Annotated in this window: 23 protein-coding genes; 6 read left to right on the plus strand and 17 right to left on the minus strand. The window is 52.8% G+C overall.

Annotated features, from left to right (window positions below):
• Positions 1–145 precede the first annotated feature (145 nt).
• The 3 genes from ACQ3G7_RS14190 to ACQ3G7_RS14200 all read right to left on the minus strand — a co-directional run bounded on the left by ACQ3G7_RS14190 (position 146) and on the right by ACQ3G7_RS14200 (position 2,456).
• Complete coding sequence (locus tag ACQ3G7_RS14190; RefSeq protein ID WP_263100916.1) at positions 146–868, minus strand: amino acid ABC transporter ATP-binding protein; 723 nt, start codon at positions 866–868, stop codon at positions 146–148.
• Positions 855–1,619 (minus strand): amino acid ABC transporter permease, encoded by a 765-nt coding sequence (locus ACQ3G7_RS14195; protein ID WP_263096958.1) that lies wholly within the window; start codon positions 1,617–1,619, stop codon positions 855–857. Before ACQ3G7_RS14195 ends, ACQ3G7_RS14190 begins: the two co-directional genes overlap by 14 nt.
• Before the next feature lie 69 nt (positions 1,620–1,688).
• Positions 1,689–2,456: a basic amino acid ABC transporter substrate-binding protein gene (locus ACQ3G7_RS14200; RefSeq protein WP_430890292.1), complete on the minus strand. Its 768-nt coding sequence runs from the start codon at positions 2,454–2,456 to the stop codon at positions 1,689–1,691.
• A gap of 161 nt (positions 2,457–2,617) precedes the next feature.
• Between ACQ3G7_RS14200 and ACQ3G7_RS14205 the strand changes: the two genes are divergently transcribed.
• The 4 genes from ACQ3G7_RS14205 (at position 2,618) to ACQ3G7_RS14220 (ending at position 5,865) form a co-directional block, all read left to right on the plus strand.
• The gene (locus ACQ3G7_RS14205; RefSeq protein ID WP_430890293.1) at positions 2,618–3,409 is read left to right on the plus strand and encodes an inositol monophosphatase family protein; all 792 of its coding nucleotides are present in this window, start codon (positions 2,618–2,620) and stop codon (positions 3,407–3,409) included.
• A 289-nt stretch (positions 3,410–3,698) separates the two neighbouring features.
• Positions 3,699–3,893, plus strand: a complete 195-nt coding sequence (gene ynhH, locus ACQ3G7_RS14210) for a protein YnhH (RefSeq protein WP_430890294.1) — start codon at positions 3,699–3,701, stop codon at positions 3,891–3,893.
• A 14-nt stretch (positions 3,894–3,907) separates the two neighbouring features.
• Positions 3,908–5,320 (plus strand): pyruvate kinase PykF, encoded by a 1,413-nt coding sequence (pykF, locus tag ACQ3G7_RS14215; protein WP_430890295.1) that lies wholly within the window; start codon positions 3,908–3,910, stop codon positions 5,318–5,320.
• Positions 5,321–5,628: 308 nt separating this feature from the next.
• Positions 5,629–5,865 (plus strand): major outer membrane lipoprotein, encoded by a 237-nt coding sequence (locus ACQ3G7_RS14220; RefSeq protein ID WP_007374746.1) that lies wholly within the window; start codon positions 5,629–5,631, stop codon positions 5,863–5,865.
• Positions 5,866–5,938: 73 nt separating this feature from the next.
• Here ACQ3G7_RS14220 and ldtE read toward each other — a convergent pair whose 3' ends face one another.
• From ldtE to ACQ3G7_RS14260, 8 genes are all read right to left on the minus strand, one after another.
• Positions 5,939–6,955: a L,D-transpeptidase LdtE gene (gene ldtE / locus ACQ3G7_RS14225; RefSeq protein ID WP_430890296.1), complete on the minus strand. Its 1,017-nt coding sequence runs from the start codon at positions 6,953–6,955 to the stop codon at positions 5,939–5,941.
• A gap of 99 nt (positions 6,956–7,054) precedes the next feature.
• Entirely contained in the window at positions 7,055–7,471 is a 417-nt protein-coding gene (gene sufE / locus ACQ3G7_RS14230; protein WP_430890297.1) for a cysteine desulfuration protein SufE, read from the minus strand.
• 14 nt (positions 7,472–7,485) lie between these two features.
• Positions 7,486–8,706 (minus strand): cysteine desulfurase SufS, encoded by a 1,221-nt coding sequence (gene sufS, locus ACQ3G7_RS14235; RefSeq protein WP_430890298.1) that lies wholly within the window; start codon positions 8,704–8,706, stop codon positions 7,486–7,488.
• Entirely contained in the window at positions 8,703–9,974 is a 1,272-nt protein-coding gene (sufD, locus tag ACQ3G7_RS14240; RefSeq protein ID WP_430890299.1) for a Fe-S cluster assembly protein SufD, read from the minus strand. The genes sufS and sufD overlap by 4 nt, the downstream gene beginning before the upstream one ends.
• Positions 9,949–10,695: a Fe-S cluster assembly ATPase SufC gene (sufC, locus tag ACQ3G7_RS14245; RefSeq protein ID WP_263096970.1), complete on the minus strand. Its 747-nt coding sequence runs from the start codon at positions 10,693–10,695 to the stop codon at positions 9,949–9,951. Before sufC ends, sufD begins: the two co-directional genes overlap by 26 nt.
• Positions 10,696–10,712: 17 nt before the next feature.
• Positions 10,713–12,200 (minus strand): Fe-S cluster assembly protein SufB, encoded by a 1,488-nt coding sequence (gene sufB / locus ACQ3G7_RS14250; RefSeq protein WP_263096971.1) that lies wholly within the window; start codon positions 12,198–12,200, stop codon positions 10,713–10,715.
• 8 nt (positions 12,201–12,208) lie between these two features.
• Positions 12,209–12,565 carry a Fe-S cluster assembly scaffold SufA gene (sufA, locus tag ACQ3G7_RS14255; RefSeq protein WP_430890300.1) on the minus strand — a complete coding sequence of 119 codons (357 nt, stop codon included), beginning with the start codon at positions 12,563–12,565 and terminating at the stop codon, positions 12,209–12,211.
• 265 nt (positions 12,566–12,830) lie between these two features.
• Positions 12,831–13,124, minus strand: coding sequence for a CPCC family cysteine-rich protein (locus ACQ3G7_RS14260; protein WP_430890301.1), 294 nt, complete (start codon positions 13,122–13,124; stop codon positions 12,831–12,833).
• A 132-nt stretch (positions 13,125–13,256) separates the two neighbouring features.
• Between ACQ3G7_RS14260 and ACQ3G7_RS14265 the strand changes: the two genes are divergently transcribed.
• Positions 13,257–14,030, plus strand: a complete 774-nt coding sequence (locus ACQ3G7_RS14265) for an alpha/beta fold hydrolase (RefSeq protein ID WP_430890447.1) — start codon at positions 13,257–13,259, stop codon at positions 14,028–14,030.
• 29 nt (positions 14,031–14,059) lie between these two features.
• Here the strand turns inward: ACQ3G7_RS14265 and ACQ3G7_RS14270 are convergent, their stop codons facing one another.
• Entirely contained in the window at positions 14,060–15,700 is a 1,641-nt protein-coding gene (locus ACQ3G7_RS14270) for a PilZ domain-containing protein (RefSeq protein ID WP_430890302.1), read from the minus strand.
• Positions 15,701–16,335: 635 nt separating this feature from the next.
• On the opposite strand from ACQ3G7_RS14270, the gene ACQ3G7_RS14275 reads away from it, so the two are divergent.
• Positions 16,336–17,076: an EAL domain-containing protein gene (locus ACQ3G7_RS14275; RefSeq protein WP_430890303.1), complete on the plus strand. Its 741-nt coding sequence runs from the start codon at positions 16,336–16,338 to the stop codon at positions 17,074–17,076.
• Positions 17,077–17,126: 50 nt separating this feature from the next.
• Here ACQ3G7_RS14275 and ACQ3G7_RS14280 read toward each other — a convergent pair whose 3' ends face one another.
• From ACQ3G7_RS14280 to ydiJ, 5 genes are all read right to left on the minus strand, one after another.
• Positions 17,127–17,309, minus strand: coding sequence for a hypothetical protein (locus tag ACQ3G7_RS14280; protein WP_430890304.1), 183 nt, complete (start codon positions 17,307–17,309; stop codon positions 17,127–17,129).
• Positions 17,310–17,363: 54 nt separating this feature from the next.
• Positions 17,364–17,720 (minus strand): hypothetical protein, encoded by a 357-nt coding sequence (locus ACQ3G7_RS14285; RefSeq protein ID WP_430890305.1) that lies wholly within the window; start codon positions 17,718–17,720, stop codon positions 17,364–17,366.
• Between the two features lie 73 nt (positions 17,721–17,793).
• Positions 17,794–18,711 carry a kdo(2)-lipid IV(A) palmitoleoyltransferase gene (lpxP, locus tag ACQ3G7_RS14290; RefSeq protein WP_430890306.1) on the minus strand — a complete coding sequence of 306 codons (918 nt, stop codon included), beginning with the start codon at positions 18,709–18,711 and terminating at the stop codon, positions 17,794–17,796.
• A gap of 205 nt (positions 18,712–18,916) precedes the next feature.
• Entirely contained in the window at positions 18,917–19,327 is a 411-nt protein-coding gene (gene menI / locus ACQ3G7_RS14295; protein ID WP_061495231.1) for a 1,4-dihydroxy-2-naphthoyl-CoA hydrolase, read from the minus strand.
• Positions 19,324–22,380 (minus strand): D-2-hydroxyglutarate dehydrogenase YdiJ, encoded by a 3,057-nt coding sequence (ydiJ, locus tag ACQ3G7_RS14300; protein WP_430890307.1) that lies wholly within the window; start codon positions 22,378–22,380, stop codon positions 19,324–19,326. The genes menI and ydiJ overlap by 4 nt, the downstream gene beginning before the upstream one ends.
• Positions 22,381–22,408 lie beyond the last annotated feature (28 nt).

The raw sequence follows: 22,408 nt of genomic DNA on the forward strand, positions 1-22,408 counted from the left end.
CTTGAAACAAGGGAACATGCCCTTGTTGTTGCATAAACGCTCAGCGTCAAGTATGGCGCATTGCAGTATCTGCCGCGCAGTCGCAAGGCGCTTTGCACTTTCTGTCATTGGAGAAAAAGAAAAGCTCTCCGCAGAGAGCTTGATATCAAAGGACTTTACTCAGGAATGCGGCAGTGCGGGGGTTGGTCGGTGCGTTGAAAATCTGTTCCGGCGTGCCCTCTTCCTGGATCACGCCCTGGTCAATGAAGATGACCCGGTCCGCCACCTCACGGGCAAAACCCATTTCGTGGGTCACAATCACCATCGTCATCCCTTCGTTAGCCAGCGCTTTCATCACCTGCAAAACGTCGCCCACCAGCTCCGGATCCAGTGCGGAAGTCGGCTCATCAAACAGCATGATCGACGGATTCATCGCCAGCGCACGGGCAATGGCCACGCGCTGTTGCTGCCCACCGGAAAGACTGGAAGGCCAGGCGTCACGTTTATCACTCAGACCGACTTTGGCCAGCAGATTTTCCGCCAACTCCACGGCCCCCGCGCGCGCCATGCCTTTCAGGCTCATTGGTGCCATGATCAGGTTTTCCAGCACCGTCATGTGCGGGAACAGGTTAAAGCGCTGAAACACCATCCCGACGCTTTCCCGCAGTTTGTTCAGGTCGGTACTGGTCTCATGAATGGCATAGCCATTCACCTGTACTTCGCCTTCACTGACGCTTTCCAGCGCATTCATGCAGCGTAAAAACGTACTTTTTCCGGAGCCGGATGGCCCGATGATGCACACCACTTCCTGCGGCTGGATGTCGCAACTGATACCGCGCAAGACATGACTTTCGCCGAAATGCTTATGCAAGTTATTAATGTGAATCACTTTTACCAAACCTCTTTTCCAGTCGGTTAACCATCTGCGCCAGCAGGAAGGTGATGACCCAGTACACCAGTGAAATGGTCAGGTAGGGTTCCCAGTAGGTGGCATACGCGCCGGATACGGTACGGGCAGCATACGCGAGGTCCGCCAGACCGATTGCCGAGGCGAGTGACGAATCCTTCACAATGGCAATCGCATTGTTTCCCAACGGCGGCAAAATGCGGCGGAACGCCTGCGGCAGGATCACCTTACGCATGGTTTTCCACCACGGCATCCCCAGCGCACGCGAGGCTTCCATCTGCCCTTTATCAATCGACTGGATCCCGGCGCGGAAAATTTCCGAAACATACGCGCCCGCATTCAGGGTGATGGCGACAATGCAGGAGAGAAAAGCACCGTAATCGGAACGCAGCGCGCGCGCCACATCGCTGCTCATCATGCCGCTGGTGACCAGGATGCCGTCACGCGGATTAATAAACAGCGGTACCAGCGCAAAATGCACCACCATGATCTGCACAAACAGCGGCGTGCCACGAAATGCGCTGACGTAAAAACGCACCGGGAATTGCACCAGATAGCGCAACACGAACTTCCACGGGCCATGCCCGGCGTGCGCCATTCTGCCGAGGCCAAGCGTCAGCCCCCAAAGCGTGCCTAAAATAACGCAGATAATGGTGCATTTGATGGTCATCCAGGCACCCTGCATAAACAGCGGCGCATACTCCTGGATAATCTCCCAGCGGAATGCTGACATAAGTAATCCCTGAAAAAATGACGGCTATCGGAGAGACTCGCGATAGCCGGAAGAGAAAGAAAACGTTAATTACTGCGCGGGCAAAGCAGGCACATTCTCGTCAAACCAGGTTTTGTAGATTTTTGCATAGGTGCCATCCGCAACAATCTTCTTCAGACCGCTGTTGATTTTGTCCTGCAACGCCGTGTTGCCCTTGGCTACCGCGATCCCAAAATATTGACGCTCGAATTTGGCGTCCGGTACCAGTTTAAACTGCTTTTCCGGATGCTGTTTGATGTAGTATTTCACGACGCCCACATCGCCCACCGCGGCGCTCACGCCATCTTCAAACAGCTCCTGCAGCATCAGCGGCGTATTATCAAAGCGCTTAATGGCCGTGCTGTTTTTCCCCAACACATCGGAGACGACGATATCGCCCGTACTGGAGTTCACCACGCCGACTTTCTCCTCTTTCAGCGACGCCAGAGAGGTCACTTTCGAGGTCGCCGGGACAACAATCGACTGCTCAGCCGGGAAGTATGGCGCAGAGAAGTCCACCATCTGTTTACGTTTATCGGTAATGGTAATGCCGGAGATGATGATGTCGCGATCGCCGGAGCCCAAGGTCGCGAAGATCCCTTCCCATGGGGTGTTGATCAGCTTGATATTGAAGTTTTCTGCTTTCGCGATGGCTTTAATGAGGTCGATATCGAACCCTTCCAGTTGTTTCTGGTTATTTTCGAACTCGAACGGGCGGTAAGTCCCGCCTGCGCCGACAACGTAAGTTTCCTGAGCGGCAAACGCACTGCTGGCCAGCGCGGCAAAAAGACAACCGGCCTGAATCCATTTCTTAAACATATAACCACCTTTTTATGCAGATAATATGCATAAAAATACATATGTCGCTCTGTGTATGCAATCGTTATTATCGCAGTGGAAAAGAATAAAGCGCCGTAATGTGTTAAAAACGACGCAGTGAGTACGCCAGCCGTTCAAACGTATCAACGGAGGACCACGCGATGAACCACGCTGTACCGGATATTGCTTTCCTGCATGAACTCGCCGACGCGGCAGACAAACAGACGCTACCGCGTTTTCGCTCCCAGCTGAACCTGCATGTCGGCAGCAAGCCGAAAGAGGGTTTCCGCTTTGACCCGGTCACTGATGCCGACCGCGAAGCCGAGCGCGCAATGCGTGACCTGATCACCTCCCGCTATCCCGATCATTCTGTGATGGGCGAAGAATTTGGCCTGACCGGTTCCGGCCCATTGCAATGGGTTCTGGATCCGGTGGACGGTACGCGCCCGTTTCTGTGCGGCATTCCGGTATGGGGAACGCTGATTGGACTGACTGTTGAAGGTCGTGGCCACATGGGTATGATGAGCCAGCCGCTAACCGGAGAGCGTTTCTGGGCCGATGGTCAACACGCCTGGCGCAGCGGCCCCCAGGGGACAGCGCAAATGCAAACCCGTCGGGGGATCCCGCTGGAACAGGCGATTTTGCATCTCACCTCCCCTGAACCGATTGCCCGCCACCCACAGGTTAACTTCGCTGCGCTGGAAGCGAGCACGCTGATGATTCGCTACGGCGGTGAGTGTTATGCGCTGTCGATGCTGGCCGCCGGGCAAATCGATTTATGTCTGGAATACGGGTTGCAGCCTTATGACATCGTCGCGCTGGTGCCCATTATTGAACAAGCTGGTGGCGTGGTGACCACGCTGAGCGGCGGTCGCCCGGAGGCGGGCGGTAATATCCTGGCGTCCGGCTGCCCACAACTGCACGAGCAGGCATTGCGCCTGCTAAACAGCTAACGCGCTAAACCGTTACAGCTTTAGCCATTTACTGCAGATACTCTCGACTGAAATAGCAAGCGAAACGGTAGTAAAATGCGCCATTCCTGCTCTCGCCTTTGCCTGTTTTGCGACAAAGGCGTGATTTTTGAGGGGAATCCGCCGAAACCTTTTTGTGCGAACTTAACACGTTGATAACACTTCGTTGTGAAACTGCACAGATGATTTTTGAAACGCTGTTTTTGTTTTCCTTTTGTCTATAAATCATCGTATAATGCCGCTCTATTCACTCTTGAATGGTTTCAGCTGATTGAACTGTAAAATATATAACGTACATCACTTATTTCCCCATTGGGCTGAAACTCAGGCACACATTACTCTGCACGCTTTTTTGATGTCACCTATCCTTAGGCTGTGGCATCGCTCTTTTCGCAACACAGGTTTGACTCCGGAGCCGTGCGCTACCCGGAGCGTGATTTCCATATCCTTCTCAACTCAAACTTAAAGACCAGAACTGTCATGAAAAAGACCAAAATTGTTTGCACCATCGGTCCGAAAACCGAATCCGAAGAGATGCTGGCGAAAATGCTGGACGCAGGCATGAACGTTATGCGTTTAAACTTCTCTCACGGCGACTATGCGGAACACGGCCAGCGCATCAAAAACCTGCGCAACGTGATGAGCAAAACCGGTAAAAAAGCGGCGATTCTGCTGGACACTAAAGGTCCGGAAATCCGCACCATCAAACTCGAAGGCGGCAACGATGTTTCGCTGAAAGCGGGCCAGACCTTCACCTTCACCACCGATAAATCCGTTGTGGGTAACGCTGACACCGTTGCGGTGACTTACGAAGGTTTCACCACCGACCTGAACGTCGGCAACACCGTGCTGGTGGACGATGGTCTGATCGGCATGGAAGTGACCGCCATCGAAGGCAACAACGTTATCTGTAAAGTGCTGAACAACGGCGACCTCGGTGAAAATAAAGGCGTTAACCTGCCTGGCGTTTCCATCGCCCTGCCGGCGCTGGCTGAAAAAGATAAGCAAGACCTGATCTTTGGTTGCGAACAAGGCGTTGACTTTGTTGCCGCATCCTTCATCCGTAAACGTTCTGACGTGGTTGAAATCCGCGAGCACCTGAAAGCGCACGGTGGCGAACACATTCAGATCATCTCCAAAATCGAAAACCAGGAAGGCCTGAATAACTTCGACGAAATCCTCGAAGCCTCCGACGGCATCATGGTTGCGCGTGGCGACCTGGGCGTTGAAATCCCGGTTGAAGAAGTGATCTTCGCGCAGAAGATGATGATTGAAAAATGTATCCGCGCGCGCAAAGTGGTCATCACTGCGACCCAGATGCTGGACTCCATGATCAAAAACCCGCGTCCGACCCGCGCTGAAGCAGGCGACGTGGCGAACGCCATTCTCGACGGCACCGACGCAGTCATGCTGTCGGGCGAATCCGCAAAAGGTAAATACCCGCTGGAAGCAGTGACCATTATGGCCACCATCTGCGAACGTACCGACCGCGTGATGACCAGCCGCCTGGACTTCAACAACGACAGCCGCAAACTGCGCATCACCGAAGCGGTATGCCGTGGTGCGGTTGAGACTGCAGAGAAACTGGCCGCGCCGCTGATTGTGGTTGCGACCCAGGGCGGTAAATCCGCACGCGCAGTGCGTAAATACTTCCCGGACGCCACCATTCTGGCGCTGACCACCAACGAAGTGACCGCGCGTCAGCTGGTGCTGAGCAAAGGCGTTGTCGCGCAGCTGGTGAAAGAGATCTCCTCTACCGATGATTTCTACCGTCTGGGTAAAGAAGTGGCGCTGGAAAGCGGTCTGGCGGCTAAAGGCGACGTTGTGGTAATGGTTTCCGGCGCGCTGGTTCCAAGCGGCACCACTAACACCGCCTCTGTCCACGTTCTGTAATATAGTCAAACATTACAGACTGATTAAAAAAGCGCCCTTGCGGCGCTTTTTTTATATTCCCGAAACCAGCCAAAATAAAAAATCAAATCGGATTTCACTATTTAAGCCCGGCATTATCTAAGATGAATCCGATGGAAGCCTGCTGTTTTAACACGCGTTTTTTAACCTTTTATTGAAAGTCGGTGCTTCTTTGAGCGAACGATCAAATTTAAGGGCATTCCCATCAAAAAAATATTCTCAACATAAAAAACTTTGTGTAATACTTGTAACGCTACATGGAGATTAACTCAATCTAGAGGGTATTAATAATGAATCGTACTAAACTGGTACTGGGCGCGGTAATCCTGGGTTCTACTCTGCTGGCTGGTTGCTCCAGCAATGCTAAAATCGATCAGCTGTCTTCTGACGTTCAGACTCTGAACGCTAAAGTTGACCAGCTGAGCAACGACGTGAACGCAATCCGTTCCGACGTTCAGGCTGCTAAAGATGACGCAGCTCGCGCTAACCAGCGTCTGGACAACCAGGCTCACTCTTACCGTAAGTAAGAGTACCTGTGTTGAAATGGCGCACGTAGTGCGCCATTTTTTTTGCCTGCAATTCCCCTTCCCCTTTCTTTATCTACTGCGTTATCGACCGCTGTTCCGTTTCCGTATTCATTGCCGCCGCGTCTGCACTGTTCTGCACCGATAACACACTTTCCGGATTCACCGCTGTGGATTTTCCCGCCGCTATAGCAACCGGATAGCCCGCGCGACGATTCAGCGCTTTCTCAATCAGATTCTTGTCGCCACCGGCCTGGTTAATAAACGTTGCCAGCGTTGGAGAAAGCTGGATAGGCACCCGCTGGGTATCCTCCTCCACCGTTTGCGATAACGGGCGATGAACTTCAATGTAGTGCCTGCCATCAGGCTCCACGGCATATTTCACCGGCTCGTTGATAATGGTCACGCGTGTCCCTGCAGAGACCTGAGCAAACAACGCCTGAATATCCGGCGCGCTCATCCGCATACAGCCAGAACTGACCCGCAGGCCGACGCTGTCAGGCGCATTGGTGCCATGAATGAGGTATTCGCCATGACCAATGCCCAAACGCAACGCAAAGCGCCCCAGCGGATTATTGGGCCCTGCGGGTACCACTGGCGGTAGTTCAATGCCATTGGCCAGTGAGCGCGCACGTATGCCGACCGTTGGCGTCCAGGTTGGGTTGGGGATCTTCTGACTGACACGGGTCACGGAAACCGGCGTTTCCAGTCCTTGTTGACCAATACCGATCGGGTAGACCTGCACACTGTTTTTCCCCGGCGGGAAATAGTACAGCCGCAGTTCAGCCAGATTCACCACGATGCCTTCACGGGGCGTATCCGGTAACAGCATCTGCGACGGAATGGTCACCACCGTACCGGGACGGGGAACCGGCGCAATCGTGTCATTCGCTTCCAGGATCAGCATCGCTGCGGTATCAAAGTGCCGGGCGATGGCCTGCAGATTTTTATCTCCTGCCTGTACGGTGTATGTCTGATTTTGACCAATGATGCGGCTACCGTCCGGCGGCAGAGGATACTCCGCCGCACGGGCCAACGGGATAACGCTAAAAGCGCCAAAAAGGCACAGAGAAAGAAGAGACGCGCGTTTCATGCCGAAGTTCCTGTATTCACTGGCAAGATGCCAGAATGCTGAAAGTCCATGCGAGGTGGAAATCACCTCGCATCACAGGATGAAAGCTGTCTTTTGAGTTTAGCTAATGTTTGCCGCTTTGTTGCGTATCGCGCGGATCATTGCTTCAAGCCCTTGCGAGCGGGAGGGAGTGAGATGCTGGGTTAATGACAACTGTTCGAACCACGGGCGCACATCGAAGGCCACAATATCCTGCGCGGTCATCCGCTGATAGAGCGCAAACACAATGGCAATCAACCCTTTAACGATAGCGGCATCGCTGTCGCCGGACAGTTCAATCACCCCGGCGTCGTTGCGCTGCATGACGATCCACACCTGGCTCTGGCAACCCTGAATAATATTGTCCGGGTTATGAGCCTCCTCGCTCAGGTCCGGCAGGCGTTGTCCCAGTTCAATAATATAGAGATATTTCTCTTCCCAGTTGGCGCAGCGAGCAAAATTGCGCAACAACTTCTCTTTATCCGGTAATACAGCCATGTTCGCCTCTTACGTTAGCCCAGCAACTGATGAATACGTTTCAGGCCAGCAACCAGACGATCCACCTCTTCTTCCGTATTGTACATAACCAGCGATGCGCGACACATGGCAGGCACTTTGTAAAACGCCATTAATGGCATGGCGCAATGGTGCCCGGTACGTACCGCAATACCGTAATTATCGAGGAAACTCCCCACGTCATAGGCATGATGTTTCCCCAGATTAAAGGCGATCACCCCCTGACGCTGCGCCGGGCCATACAGGGTTAAATCCGGCACCTCTGCCAGTGCAGTTAATGCGTAACGCATCAGCGTCTGCTCATATTCGCCAATGGCGTCCAACCCACATCGGGTAACGTAATCAATGGCTGCGCCAAGGCCGATAATGCCACCGGTATTTGGCGTACCGGCTTCGAAACGCCACGGGGCTTTTGCATAGGTCGTGCCCTCCGTCAGGCTGACGGTGGCGATCATTGAACCGCCCCCTTCCCACGGTGGCATATCCTGCAGGATTGCCTCTTTCACATACAACACGCCAATCCCGGTCGGCCCGTACAGCTTATGGCCGGAGAAGACATAAAAATCGCAATCCAGCGCCTGCACATCCACTGAATGATGCATCACCGCCTGGGCGCCATCCACCAGCACTTTCGCGCCGTGCTGATGCGCCAGCGTAATCATCTCCGCCACCGGGTTTTCGGTACCCAGCACATTCGACACCTGGGTTATTGCCAGCAAGCGGGTACGATCGTCAAACAACGTTGGCAGCACGTCGAGTTGCAAGGTGCCATCCTGATTGAGCGGAATAACGCGCAGTTGCGCGCCAACGCGTTCACAGAGCATTTGCCACGGCACAATATTGGCGTGGTGCTCCATGGCGCTGATAACGATATTGTCGCCCGCGCGTACCTGACTGTTGCCCCAGCTATTCGCCACGAGGTTGATACCCTCGGTCGTACCACGCACAAACACCAGTTCTTCCGGCAACCGCGCGTTAAGAAACGCAGCCGCCTGCACGCGTACATTTTCCATCCGCTGCGTGGCTTCTGCACTCAACGTGTGAATGCCGCGGTGCACCGCAGCATAGCCGTGGCGGAAAAACTCCGCTTCAGCATCAATAACCTGATTCGGTTTTTGCGCGCTGGCGGCGCTGTCGAGATATGCCAGCGGTAGTCCGTTCACTTCACGCAGCAGTACCGGAAAATCGGCACGCACGGTGTTGACGGGAAAACTCATGCTACGCCCCCTGCCAGACGCTGGCTGATTCGCGCCAGCACCTGATGTTTCAGCGCCTCGTCGTTGATGGCTTCCGTCAGTTCAGCGGCAAAGGCATGGATAATCATTTTTTGCGCCGCCTGTCGGTTGATCCCGCGTGAGCGCAAATAAAACATCTGCTCATCATCGATACGCCCGATGGTCGCACCGTGGCTACATTTCACATCATCGGCGTAGATTTCCAGTTGTGGCTTGGTATCCACTTCCGCCAGACGACCGAGCAGTAAATTGTTGTTGGTCATCTGCCCGTCGGTTTTAATGGCGTGTTGCGCCACATTAATTAAACCGTTAAAGACCGCCCTGCCTTTGTCGCTGACGATGGTTTTATGCAACTGGCGGCTATTACAGTAGCCCTTATTATGCTCAAGCCAGGTGCGCGTATCGCACACTTCCGATTTCACCGGCATTGCCAGACTGTTGATATTGAGCTGCGTGTTTTCGCCATTCAGTTGCGTACTGGTGTTATGTCGCAGCACCGCGCCACCGAGCAAGAAACTGTTGCTCTTTGCCGAACCATTGTCCGCAAGCCAGATATCATTGTGTGCAAAGTGGTAGCTCGCCGGGTTTTCAAACGCCAGCTTCACATGATGCAGATGCGCATTCGCCGCAACGCTCATCGTTAGCCGCGAGCCGGTAAAATGCGGGTTGTCGTTGAGGCTGACATAATGCTCATAGACGGTCGCTTCCGCACCCTGCGCCAGCGCAAGATGATGGCGATAATGCGCCGTGTTCATCTCATCACCGGGCACACCCTGGGTGATATGCATTAAGAGCAACGGCTTAGAAGGCCGTAGGTCTTTCGCTACCTGAATCCAGGTTACGCCCTGCGCCAGACTTTCGGTTAAATGCAAAAAGACTTCCGGCTGCACCGGTGCAGGCAGTTGCTGGCGGGCATCGTTAAACGTCACGTCAAAGCCGGAGCCAGCGGTATCGTCGCTCAGCGCCGCATTAAATACGCCATCAACAAACACTAAGCGCACCGCATCAACCGGCAACGCCAGTGCGTCGCGCTGTTGCTCGCTGACCGCCCCTGCCGTCGCAACAAACTGGCTGTTTAGCAGGCCATCCAGCGGCGTGTATTTCCAGTTTTCCTGTTTGCGGGTAGGCAGCCCCAGCCGCAACATCTGCTGCAGGTGCTGCTGCGCCGCGTCAGAGCGCGCACCACCCAGCTTTTCGAACAGGTGGTGCCACTGTTGCAGTGCGTTACTGCTGTTCGGTAAGCCAGCCATAGCCCTGCTCCTCCAGTTGCTTAACCAGCGTGAAATCACCCGATTTCACGATGCGCCCCTGATATAACACATGCACAAAGTCGGGTTTGATGTAATCCAGAATGCGTTGGTAATGCGTCACGATGATAAACGCACGCTTTTCGTCGCGCAGGGCGTTAACGCCATCAGCCACAATTTTCAATGCATCAATGTCCAGACCGGAGTCCGTTTCATCCAGAATGCACAGATCCGGCTCCAGCACCGCCATTTGCAGGATGTCGTTACGCTTCTTCTCACCGCCGGAGAAACCGACGTTAACCGAGCGGGTCAACAAATCTTCCGGCATTTTCAGCAGTTTGATTTTGTCTTCCATCAGATCCTGGAAGTCAAAGCGATCGAGCGCCTCTTCACCACGGTACTCACGCACCGCATTCAGCGCCGTTTGCAAAAAGAACTGGTTACTCACACCGGGGATCTCCACCGGGTACTGGAAAGCCATAAACACGCCTTCGCCCGCACGGTCTTCCGGCGACAGTTCCAGCAAATCTTTGCCTTTAAACTCGACGCTGCCACCCACAACTTCGTAATCTTCACGCCCGGCCAGGGTCGCAGAAAGCGTACTTTTCCCGGAGCCGTTCGGCCCCATGATCGCGTGCACTTCGCCGGGGCGAACCTCCAGGCTCAGACCACGCAGGATCTCTTTGTCTTCTACGCTAACCTGCAAGTCTTTAATACTTAACATTTATTATCCCTTAATCCTTAACCGACGCTGTGTTCAAGGCTGATGGCCAGCAGTTTTTGCGCTTCAACGGCAAATTCCAGCGGCAGCTCGGAGAACACGTCTTTACAGAAGCCGTTGACGATCATCGAGATAGCGTCATCTTCGCTGATGCCACGTTGCAGGCAGTAAAACAGTTGATCTTCACCAATGCGCGATGTGGTCGCTTCATGCTCTAGCTGGGCGCTGTTATTACGGCACTCCACATACGGGAAGGTATGCGCGCCGCTGTCCGGGCCAATCAACATCGAGTCGCACTGCGTGAAGTTACGCGCATTGGTCGCCGTCGGCATGATCTTCACCAGCCCGCGATAGCTGTTCTGACTATGCCCGGCCGAGATCCCTTTCGAGATAATCGTCGATTTGGTGTTCTTACCGATGTGGATCATCTTGGTGCCGGTGTCCGCCTGCTGATGCCCGCTGGTCAGCGCCACCGAGAAGAACTCGCCAATGGAGTTATCGCCGCGCAGGATGCAACTGGGGTATTTCCAGGTGATGGCCGATCCGGTTTCGGACTGGGTCCACGACATTTTGCTGTTGTCGCCCTCGCACAGGGCGCGTTTGGTAACAAAGTTGAGGATCCCGCCGGTGTTGTTATCCCCGGGGAACCAGTTTTGCACCGTCGAATATTTCACTTCGGCGTCTCGATGGATGATCACTTCCACCACCGCGGCATGAAGCTGGTAACTGTCGCGCACCGGCGCTGAGCAGCCTTCAATATAGCTGACGTAACTGCCTTCATCCGCGACCAGAATGGTACGTTCGAACTGTCCGGTTTTTTCGGCATTAATGCGGAAATAGGTCGACAGCTCCATCGGGCAACGCACGCCTTTCGGAATGTAGATAAAGGTACCGTCAGAGGCGACGGCGGCATTCAGCGCGGCAAAAAAGTTGTCGTTGGAAGGAACGACAGTGCCAAGGTACTTTTTCACCAATTCAGGGTGATCGTGGATCGCTTCGCCAAAGGAGCAGAAAATGATGCCCTGTTCAGACAATTTTTCCCGGTAGGTGGTCGCTACCGATACCGAGTCAAAAATGGCGTCCACCGCCACTTCCTTGCCTTCACGCACCGGAACGCCGAGCTGGTTGAAAGCCTCTTCCACCTCTTCTGTCAGCCAGGCATTAGCGCCGGTTTGCTGAACCGCCCCCGGCTGGGATGCGCAGGTGTCGTCGCAATTACCGCAAGAGGGCGCAGAGTAATAGCTGTAATCCTGGTAATCGAGTTTATCGTAGTGCGCTTTCAACCAGTGCGGCTCTTCCATCTCCAGCCATGCATGATAAGCATTCAGTCGGAATTCAAGCATCCACTCAGGTTCGTTACGTTTTGCCGAGATCGCCCGCACCACATCTTCATTGATGCCTTTAGCCAGCTCATCGGTGCTCAACCGGGTAAAAAAGCCCTCTTTATAATTGAGGTTGCCGCCGGTCCAGATTTTGACATCGTCAGTTGCTTCAGTATTACGAGACATAGTACCGCCTATACCCCAAAACTTTCGCCGCAGCCGCATTCATGCTGGGCTTTTGGGTTATGAAATTTGAAGATCTGATTTAACCCTTCACGTACATAATCCACTTCGGTGCCGTCGATGAACGGCATCGCCTGCAAGGGTACGTAGAGACGCGCGCCATCAGACTCATACAGTAAATCGTCGGCCGTCGGCTCCATTACGGTATCTAATACATAACCGAAACCGGCACAGCCGGTCTGCTTAATGCCAAGCCGAACGCCAAGTACACCCGCCTGTTTACTGGCCAGCGCACGGATATGTTCTGCGGCCGCCGGCGTCATGGTCAGCCCGCGCCATGCAAAATCTTGCGGATTAAATGATTCCATCGCTTTACCTCACGTCACCAGATCTGAAGAGCATAATGCTATGTTAGTGATAATGATTATCACTTCAACCCGTATTCCGCAGGGTTATTCCCCGCCAGCCCCTTTTTTCGGCACTTGCTATAAGCATAGACTCTGCGGAAAGGCTTTACAGCCAGGTAAAAAATTGTTTAATAAATTGATAAATAATGACTTTAGGCAAGCCATGGCGGGTAAGCCGGTGAAAAAGAAAAGATGTATAGGCAATACCTATTTTTGAGATAGGATTTTAAAAATTCTTTGCCCCAGAAAGCTTTCTGCATTTCAAAAGGTTAGCGGCATCACAAAACAGGGAGCAAAGGCACGGGTGCCACCGCGGGTGACAATATCTTTTCCGGTTCCTGAATATAATCCACGAAGGCTTTCCCTCTTTTAGGTAGATGTTTTTTGCTTCAATGAGGCTTTGACAATTCGCACCGTCGGTCAGATCCGGATAATTTGTCTGGACAGGGTCATCCTCCCAATCGCAAACAAATCCATTAGTTTCCTGTTTTATTCCCTGGCCGCATTTTTTGCCTGCCATAACACAGCAGAATGGGATTTTACCGTCTTCACCGCTGGTTAATAACTCAGCTATGATAATCGTTGTTAATTACCCGAGCCCGATGCACTGGGCCATCAAACACGGAGAGTATTGGTGATGACGCAGTCAATGATGTCGTATTCAGATACAGGTACAGGATTTCCCGTTTTATTAGGCCACAGCTACCTGTTTGATAAATCCATGTGGTCACCGCAAATTGACACGCTGACCAAATATTTCCGCGTTATTGCGACGGATTTATGGGGCCACGGGCAGTCGCCGGACCTGCCCGCATCGACATCGTCCATGGCCGACATCGCCAACGATCATTTAGTCTTGATGGACGCGCTCGGCATCCATGAATTTGCCGTGGTGGGTTTATCCGTTGGCGGAATGTGGGGTGCCGAACTGGCCGCCGCCGCCCCGGAAAGAGTCAAGGCATTGATGTTGTTTGACACGTTTGTGGGCGATGAGACGCAAGCGGCAAAAGACCGCTATTTCATGATGTTAGATACCATCAACTCGCTGGGCAGTATTCCCGTGCCGCTACTCGAATATGCGGTTGCGCAATTCTACTCCAGATATGCCAGGCCGGAAGATACCCAACAGCTCACCGCCTCGCTCTCCGCACTACGTTCCGAACCCTTACGCACCAGCATTGTGCCGCTGGGCAAACTGATTTTCGGCCGCCCGAATCGCCTGGCTTTACTGGAGACCATCACCTGCCCGACGCACGTTGCCACCGGGGCGCTCGATTTACCTCGTCCTGTCACCGAAGGACGGCTGATGGCGGAAAGATTAGGTTGTGACTTCACCCTGATCCCCAATGCCGCACATATCAGTAACCGTGAAAACCCGGAAGTGGTGACGCAACTGATTGTCGATTTCCTGAGGCAGTACGGGTAACAAAACGGTTACCCGCCGCAGATAACGGCCTAGAGCTTAATCACGTTCAGGCCGTAATCTGCCGGATCAACAATGTCCTCCAGCACACCGATTTGCGCTAAGTCGCTTCCCGACACCACGCTGCTGATATTGCTTTCAGGAAAGCGCAGATTTTTGACAATATGCACCACGCCCGGTTTACCTTTGCGGTCGACATCCATAATCCAGGCCAGGAAACCACCCGCGTATTTCGCCAGACTGCCTATCGGGTAAAACCCGTAGACCTGCAAATACTCGACGATGATCTCGCGATCATACTCGCTGTCTGCCTGGTAAATGTGGCGGCAGGCCGCCAACGGCGTTCGGGGAGGCGCGCCATTACGCGCGTTAGTCAGCTTATTAATCGCTTTAATAACCGATAACAGACGCACCAGCGAAGAGAGTTGCCCACCCTGTTTACCCGCCGGGTAACCCCTACCATCCAGCCGCTCATTGGCATTTTCAATCACGTCACGGCATGTCAGCCCTGGCGTCCATCCCAGCTCGCGAAACCGGTTCAGTAACGTCCCGACATGCGTACGCAGCATCACTTTCTGCGCCGGATCCATGTTGACTTTGAGCGAAGGTAACGCTGCACTCACCAGCAACGGTTTACCCAGCGTGTGCATAATGGCGCCCAGCGTCGCCTCACGCACATGTGGATCGTGCGGATCTCGCAGGGTCAACATATCCGCCAGTTTTGCTGCAACCTGCACTGCGTGACGAACCCAGTCAGGTTCATCACGCAGACAACTCAGCGCATAGAGCAGGGCTTTGCGATCCTGTTTCAACAGGTAGAGCAACGTGTCCACACAATCATAAAAAATCCGGATGGGCAGCAGATCGTGCGTCTTCATATACATCAGCGCGACCTGCAACCGGTGCGCCACTTCCATAACTCCCTGCTCCATCGGTGACTGACGCGCGCGTTTCTCCCGCTCTTGCGTCTCCCGTTGCAGGATCTTCTGCTCTCGTTGACCAGGGATAAATAAAGGGGACTGAGAGATCATAGTGCCGCGCATTCCGGTACGGTAAGCCGCCTCTCTTTCCGCTTCGTTCACATAACGGAACAATGCTTCCGACTGAGACGACGACAGATTGACAAACTGGATGCCCACGGCCGCATAGCCATTGTTGCCAAACGGGCGTATATGCCGGACGCACCCCTGGGCATAAAAATGCTCTCCGTCAGGAAACGACAACGTAACGCCAGGAATAACCTGCCCAACGTCAAGCGCAATGCTTTCAAATAAATCAATTTCGACCATGCAGCCGCCAACGGACAAATTACGTAAGCGCCCGGGAATAGTCAGCATATGCAGATAAACCTCAATCCCCACGCGTGCCTGCATGCCAAGAATAAACGGGATACGTATCGCGCCACGATTTTCTGTGACAAAAACAGATTCCGGTAATTGGCATTCGAGCCGATAACGCATGCTGTCTGTTTTCATCAACTGGGCGGGGATATTACTCAGGCTATATGTTTCCCGCTCGATAACATCCACGCCTTTTAACGCTTCCAGGTCAAAGCTCAATCCGCCGTCCGCAAGATACGCATTTATATCTGCGCCCGCGTATTCGACTTCGAGTGTGATGCGATTTGTTTCCTGGTTCAGTTCTGCAACGTCAGCCTCTAATGCGTAGGGCATATCCTTAGCATAAACTGACAGCATATACGGATGCTGCAGTAATGAACGAATAACATTACCCGGTGGGAGAGAATAGTGTTCCGCCATGCTATATCCCTTTCATACGAAGTTACGCAGCCAAAGCAAAAATGTCACAATTGCTGTTTTTTTACTTATTATCGCCTGAATACAAATATCCTGAATACATCTTTAAGATGCTGTTCAAATAATTTAAGACTTTTCCAAAGAAAAAATAAAAACCACCCTTCCAAAACAACCGAAAAATGGGCTGCCTAAGCGGGCTATATATTGTGAGTCGGTGCAACGTTTCTTTTCTTAACAAAAACTTGCGTTGTATACAAGAAGTTATTTATTTAGCACTCACTGTTTTTTATCCAGGAAAACAACAGGATAAACCAAATCATCCGTGAGGAATCAGTAAATTCTCATCCTAAAGTAAAACTAAAAAGCACAAAATACCAGTATAATTTATAGATTTAAGCGATCATTTTCTTAACAGTGATAGATAGAGGCTATCAAAAAGAGACAATCGATCATTTAAAACAATTTTCAATAGTAATGAATCGGCATGTAGAATCGAAAAATTATATGTTTGCGAAACGCTGTTTCTGTCAGTGAGGAGCTTTATTGGAATAATGAAAACAAAAACTCTGGAAATTAGCGGCAAGAAACTGCGGATGACCGCCGAGTTTCAACCCATCATTCGCCTTTCAGGTAATAAAATCTTTCGTTATGAAGCGCTTGCCAGATTTTTCAATGCCGAAGGCTTTTTAATTCCCACGCAGCAGATCATCGATGAAATAGAACAGCTTGGTGCTATTCGTGAGGTGACGAATTTTATATTCGACACTGTCTGTCACTTAATTAAATTGAAGCATGACTTAACTATCTCCTTCAACCTCTCTCATCTTTTGATCAATGACGGAGAATACCTTAGCAGGCTTTACCAGCAGTGCTTACTCAATGATGTCCAGCCACAGAGCATTGAAATAGAAATAAGTGAAAAGATAACCAAAGCGCAGCTTATTGAGAGTTTACCTTTTTTAAAACAAGCCAAAGAATATGGTTTCATGATCTCACTGGATGATTTCGGCGCCGGGAATCTGCAAGTCGACAGCCTGAAATTGTTTAATTTTGATACCATTAAAATCGATCGTTCGATTATCGACGGTATCGCCGAAGACGAAAAGAAACTGTCAACATTGCAAGACTTTATCGACCAGTTAATTTCAACTGACGTGACCATCATCTGCGAAGGTGTGGAAAGATCGTCGGACCTGGCGTTGTTAAATCAATACAGCCCTATCGGGATTCAGGGGTATATCTTTTACCGCCCCCTGACCTTCACCCAGCTCCGGCTACTTGAGGGGTTCTGAGTCGTTTCAGGACGAAACAGCCTGTTCAGGGTGAACAGGCTGACGCGGTGTCACAAACGCAGCAGGTTAACGCTTAGCAGCGGGTCCTTCGGGTTCAACAGCTTTTGCACATTCGCGCCGTAGCGCTCGCGATCGGCGACCAGAGTCGTTTTGGCCACCGACAGTTGCGTGACGGTGGTTTTCAGCGTGGTGGGTTTTAAATGACTAAACGGTGTAGCTTTCTCTTGCTTCATCCCCTTCGACGCTTGTGACAACAAGGTCTGGAAATTCAACACGTAGCCTTTGCTTTACTGCGCCAGCGTTCCCTCTTTCAGCGTGCAGATAATCGCCTTCTGATTTGTATGATTGCTATCAGAGTAGAAGAACGCTTTTTTCCCCGACGCAATCTGCGTGATGATATGAATCGCTACCCAGTTCGTCTCTTTATTCGCATCGTTGCTATCGGTGTACATTAGCGTTCGTCCGCTGTATTGATCGGAGATCTCATAAGGCTTCTCCTGCGGATTTCCGTAGTGACGACCATTGACAGTTAACCCGGACGTGTCAACAACAGCGGTGTATTCATCACAGAGCAAATTGATACCGGCAGCCGAAGAACACGCAGTGAAAAGGGCAAAACAGCCGCCCACAATAAACCTGACCATAAGCATCCCGTATGAGTTTTTGTTGGCAAAATAATAGTACAACGCCCCGAAAACGGGGCGTTTGCAAGACACATTAGTTATAGAGCGATGGCTCGCCGACAGGGCGGGTTTTGAAGCGACGGTGGATCCATAAATACTGTTCCGGCGCCCGTAAAATTTCGCGTTCAATCACTTTGTTCATATAGCTGGCGGCGGCAAACTCATCCTGCGACGGATAATCACTCAGCGCCTGACCAATATGCAAAGAGTAGCCTGAACAATCCTCTTTACGCACCATGGTCACCGTCAGCATTTTGGCGCCGGAAAGGCGTGATAACACAAAGGTACCATTGGTGGTGGCGGCATTTTGTACCGAGAAGAACGGCGCAAAAATACTGCCCTTGCGACCATAGTCCTGATCCGGCGCAAACCATACGGCTTCCCCCTGTTTCAGGGCATTCACGAGACCTTTCAGGTTACGGCGATCGATCATGGATTTATTCGAACGCATGCGCCCGCGCGTCTGCACCCACTCCATTAGCGCATTATTATGCGGGCGATAGGTGGCCATCATCGGCTGACACAGCCCCATGACACGCCCCCCCAGTTCCAGCGACATAAAATGCACACCAACCACCATCACACCGCGCTGGCACGCCTGAGCTGCCTGCAAGTGCTGGAAACCCTCCACGTCAAACCAACGGCGTACGCGCTTATCTGGCCAAAACCAGGCCATCCCGGTTTCGATCAACGCCATACCCAGCGATTTAAAGTTCTTCTCAATGAGCACTTCGCGCAGAGCGTCATCCATCAACGGGAAACAGAGTTCAAGATTGCGACGGGCAATGCGCTCGCGGCGCTTCAGGAAAGGCCGGGCGGAACGCCCAAGGCCCGCGCCGAGGCGGGCAAGAACAGGATAAGGAAGCTGTACCAGAAGCCAGAGAAAACCCAGTCCGGCCCATGTCACCCAGTGTCGGGGGTGTAAAAAAGTCAATTTAAACGTTGCCATCATTGTTACCTAAAAGCCCAATTCAGTAGCGCTTAAGGAGACAATGAATCGCTTCATCAGGTCTTTACGCGTTACAGCTATTCGCATACGGCACTACCGAAGCGATACATCCAGTGGAGCGCAATATAGCACGAAGAGTCAAAAAGCTATGTAAAGAATAATGAATAAAATATGAAGTTTTGCGCTGGATTACAGCCTCCGGGTATGCTTAAACAACCGCCGTGGTCAGACGTGATGAGCAGCACAAACGCGACTGTTCATCAAAGATATCAATCTGCCAGACCTGGTGCCGTTTGCCGGTATGCAGCGCGCGGCAAACCCCGCGCACGCGCCCGCTGCGCACTGAACGCAGATGGTTGGCATTGACTTCTACGCCAACCACGTTCTGCTCACCTTCCGTGCATAAATACCCCGCCACGGAACCCAGCGTTTCCGCCAGCACCACCGATGCGCCACCGTGCAGCAAGCCAAAGGGCTGATGAGTTCGATTGTCCACTGGCATTGAGGCTTCAAGCGCATCCTCACCGATGCGCTCAAAACGAATATCCAGCAAACCCACCATATTGCCATCGCCCATAGCATTTAGCGCTTCCAGCGTCACTGCGCGTTTCCAGATCATCCCAATATCTCCAGTAAAGCCTGTAACGGATGGCGTACGCCATTCCCTTCAACACGTTTCACCTGGCTACGGCAGGAGTAACCTGTCGCCAGGCAGCGATTACGCGGCAAACGCTGCATCGCCTGATGCCAGGAGAGCTCGTAAATACCGAGTGAATTTGCATGATTTTTCACTTCATGACCGTAAGTCCCGGCCATACCGCAGCAACCAACGCTGACGTTTTCCAGCTTCGCGCCAAATCGCGCAAAGATCGACGCCCACTGACCCGGTGCGGTGGGCAGTGCGGTCACTTCGGTGCAATGGCCGAACAGATACCAGGGTTCGCCGCTGGTAGCCGGTGCGTCTTCGCTGCCAAGGGCCGTCGGTAACCATTCATGCACCAGTTGCACGTGGAAATCCCCGCGTTTATCGCCCAGCGCCAGTTTGTACTCATCGCGGTAACAGAGCACCAGCGCCGGATCAACACCCACCATTGGCATCTCCAGTTGCGCCACGCGATTAAGAAAGTCCGCCGTTTTCTGCGCGGTTTTCGCAAAGCGATTCAGGAAGCCTTTAATGTGTTGCGCTTTACCGTTAGGCGAGAAGGGTAATACCACCGGCTGGAAACCCAGTTTTTCCACCAGACGAACAAAATCAGCCACCACTTGCGCATCGTAATAGCTGGTAAACGGATCCTGCACCACCAGCACGGTTTTCGCTTTTTGCGCTGCATCCAGCTGTTCAAGCTCCTCCAGCGTCATATTGGCCGTACGGTGCCCGACCATCTGCCGTTGCAACGATGGCACCGACAATAACGGTAAATCCACCATGCCAATATGTTTTGCTGACAGCGAGCGCACCCAGGGCTGACTCATGAAAAAGTTAAACGTCTTTGGCGCGCGTGCCATCAGCGGCGCATAGCTTTCAACGGTCGCGACCAGATGATCGCGCACTGGGCGCAGATAGCGGCTGTGGTAAATCTGCAAGAAGCGCGAACGGAACTCCGGCACATCGATTTTGATCGGGCACTGCGTGGAGCAGGCTTTACAGGCCAGACAACCCGACATGGCCTCTTTCACCTCGTGGGAGAAATCATACTCACCGCGGCGTGCATGCCAGCTATTGCGGGTACGCTCAATCAGCGTGCGCAGGCTGGCGCGTTTTTCAGGCAGTTCTTTTTCCAGCTTGACCGGATCGATACCCCGATCCGCCAGCAAACGTAGCCACTCGCGCACCAGCGTCGCCCGGCCTTTCGGCGAATGGATGCGGTTGGCGGAAATCTTCATCGACGGGCACATCGGGCTTTTCACGTCGAAGTTAAAACACAAGCCGTTACCGTTACACTCCATTGCACCGCGCCATGAGGAGCGTACAGCAATCGGGATCTGCCGATCGAGCGTGCCGCGCTTGGCATCATCCACCTGTTTCATCGGCGCATCGACGCCTTCCGGCGGGCAAATTTTGCCAGGATTCAACCGGTTCTGCGGGTCAAACACCGCTTTCACTTTCCGCAGTTCGCCGTAAAGCTGTTCACCGAAGAACGCCGGGCTGTATTCGGCGCGGAAACCTTTCCCATGTTCGCCCCACAGCAGACCACCATATTTTGCCGTTAGCGCAACCACGTCATCGGAAAGGGTCTTCATTAACATTTCTTGTTGCGGATCGCACATATCCAGCGCCGGACGGACATGCAGCACCCCGGCGTCGACATGGCCGAACATACCGTAACTCAGACCATGGCTGTCCAGCAGTGCTCTGAACTCCACAATATAATCCGCCAGATGTTCCGGCGGCACGCAGGTATCTTCGGCAAAAGGAATCGGCTTAGCGGCCCCTTTCGCGTTCCCTAACAGACCAACGGCTTTTTTACGCATCGCATAGACACGTTCAATACCCACCAGATCGTCGCAGACCTGCCAGCCAATCACCCCACCCTCGCCATCGGCCATCAACGCATCGAGGCGCTCGCAAAGGGACTGTACCTGGCTATCGATGAGCGGCTGGTCATCACCGGCAAATTCGACGATATTCAGGCCAAGCAGGGTCTTATCCGGCACATCGGTAATCAACGCGCTTACCGAATGCCAGACGATATCCTCCCGCGCCAGATTGAGCACCCTGGAATCAACGGTTTCCACCGACAACGCCCGGGCTTCCACCATAAACGGCGCATTACGCAGCGCGGAATCAAAAGAGTCGTACTTGACGTTCACCAGGCGGCGCACTTTCGGCAGCGGGGTGATGTCGAGCCGGGCTTCGGTAATAAACGCCAGCGTCCCTTCTGAACCAGTAAGAATGCGCGTGAGGTCAAACTCGGTCATCTCGTCGTTAAAGACGTGGCGCAGATCGTAACCCGTCAGGAAGCGGTTCAGTTTTGGGAATTTATCAAGAATTAATTGTCGGTTATCACGGCAACGCTCCAGCACGGTTTTATAGATACGCCCAATAGCGGTATTGGCCGCGCCCAGCGTTTCCGCCAGCGCCACGGGCATAGCCTGTGTATCCAGAATATCCCCGCCCAGCAGCACAGCGCGAACGCCCAGAACGTGATCGGAGGTTTTTCCGTACACCAACGACCCCTGACCGGAGGCGTCGGTATTGATCATCCCGCCCAGCGTCGCGCGATTGCTGGTCGACAGTTCCGGCGCGAAAAAGAAGCCGTAAGGTTTAAGATATTGATTGAGTTGATCTTTGATCACCCCCGCTTCGACGCGCACCCACCCCTCTTCCGGGTTGATCTCCATGATGCGGTTCATATAGCGGGACATATCGACGATGATGCCCTGGTTTAACGCCTGACCGTTGGTGCCCGTACCGCCGCCGCGCGGGGTAAACACCAGCGACTGGAAACGCGCTTCGGACGCGAGGCGGGTAATAAGCGCAACGTCTGACGTAGAACGGGGGAAAACGACGGCATCCGGTAATAGCTGGTAAATACTGTTGTCTGTCGCCATGGTCAGCCTGTCGGCATAACTTGTGGCGGTATCACCTGTAAAACCTTGTTGCTCCAAAGCCTGCAAAAAATTCAGCACCAGCTGAACGACGCCGGGTGCCTGGGAAATCTGTGGGATCATTATGCTTGACCCTGCCTGACGGTGAGTG

It is taken from the genome of Kosakonia sp. N21 (assembly GCF_050587465.1).
Classification (GTDB): domain Bacteria; phylum Pseudomonadota; class Gammaproteobacteria; order Enterobacterales; family Enterobacteriaceae.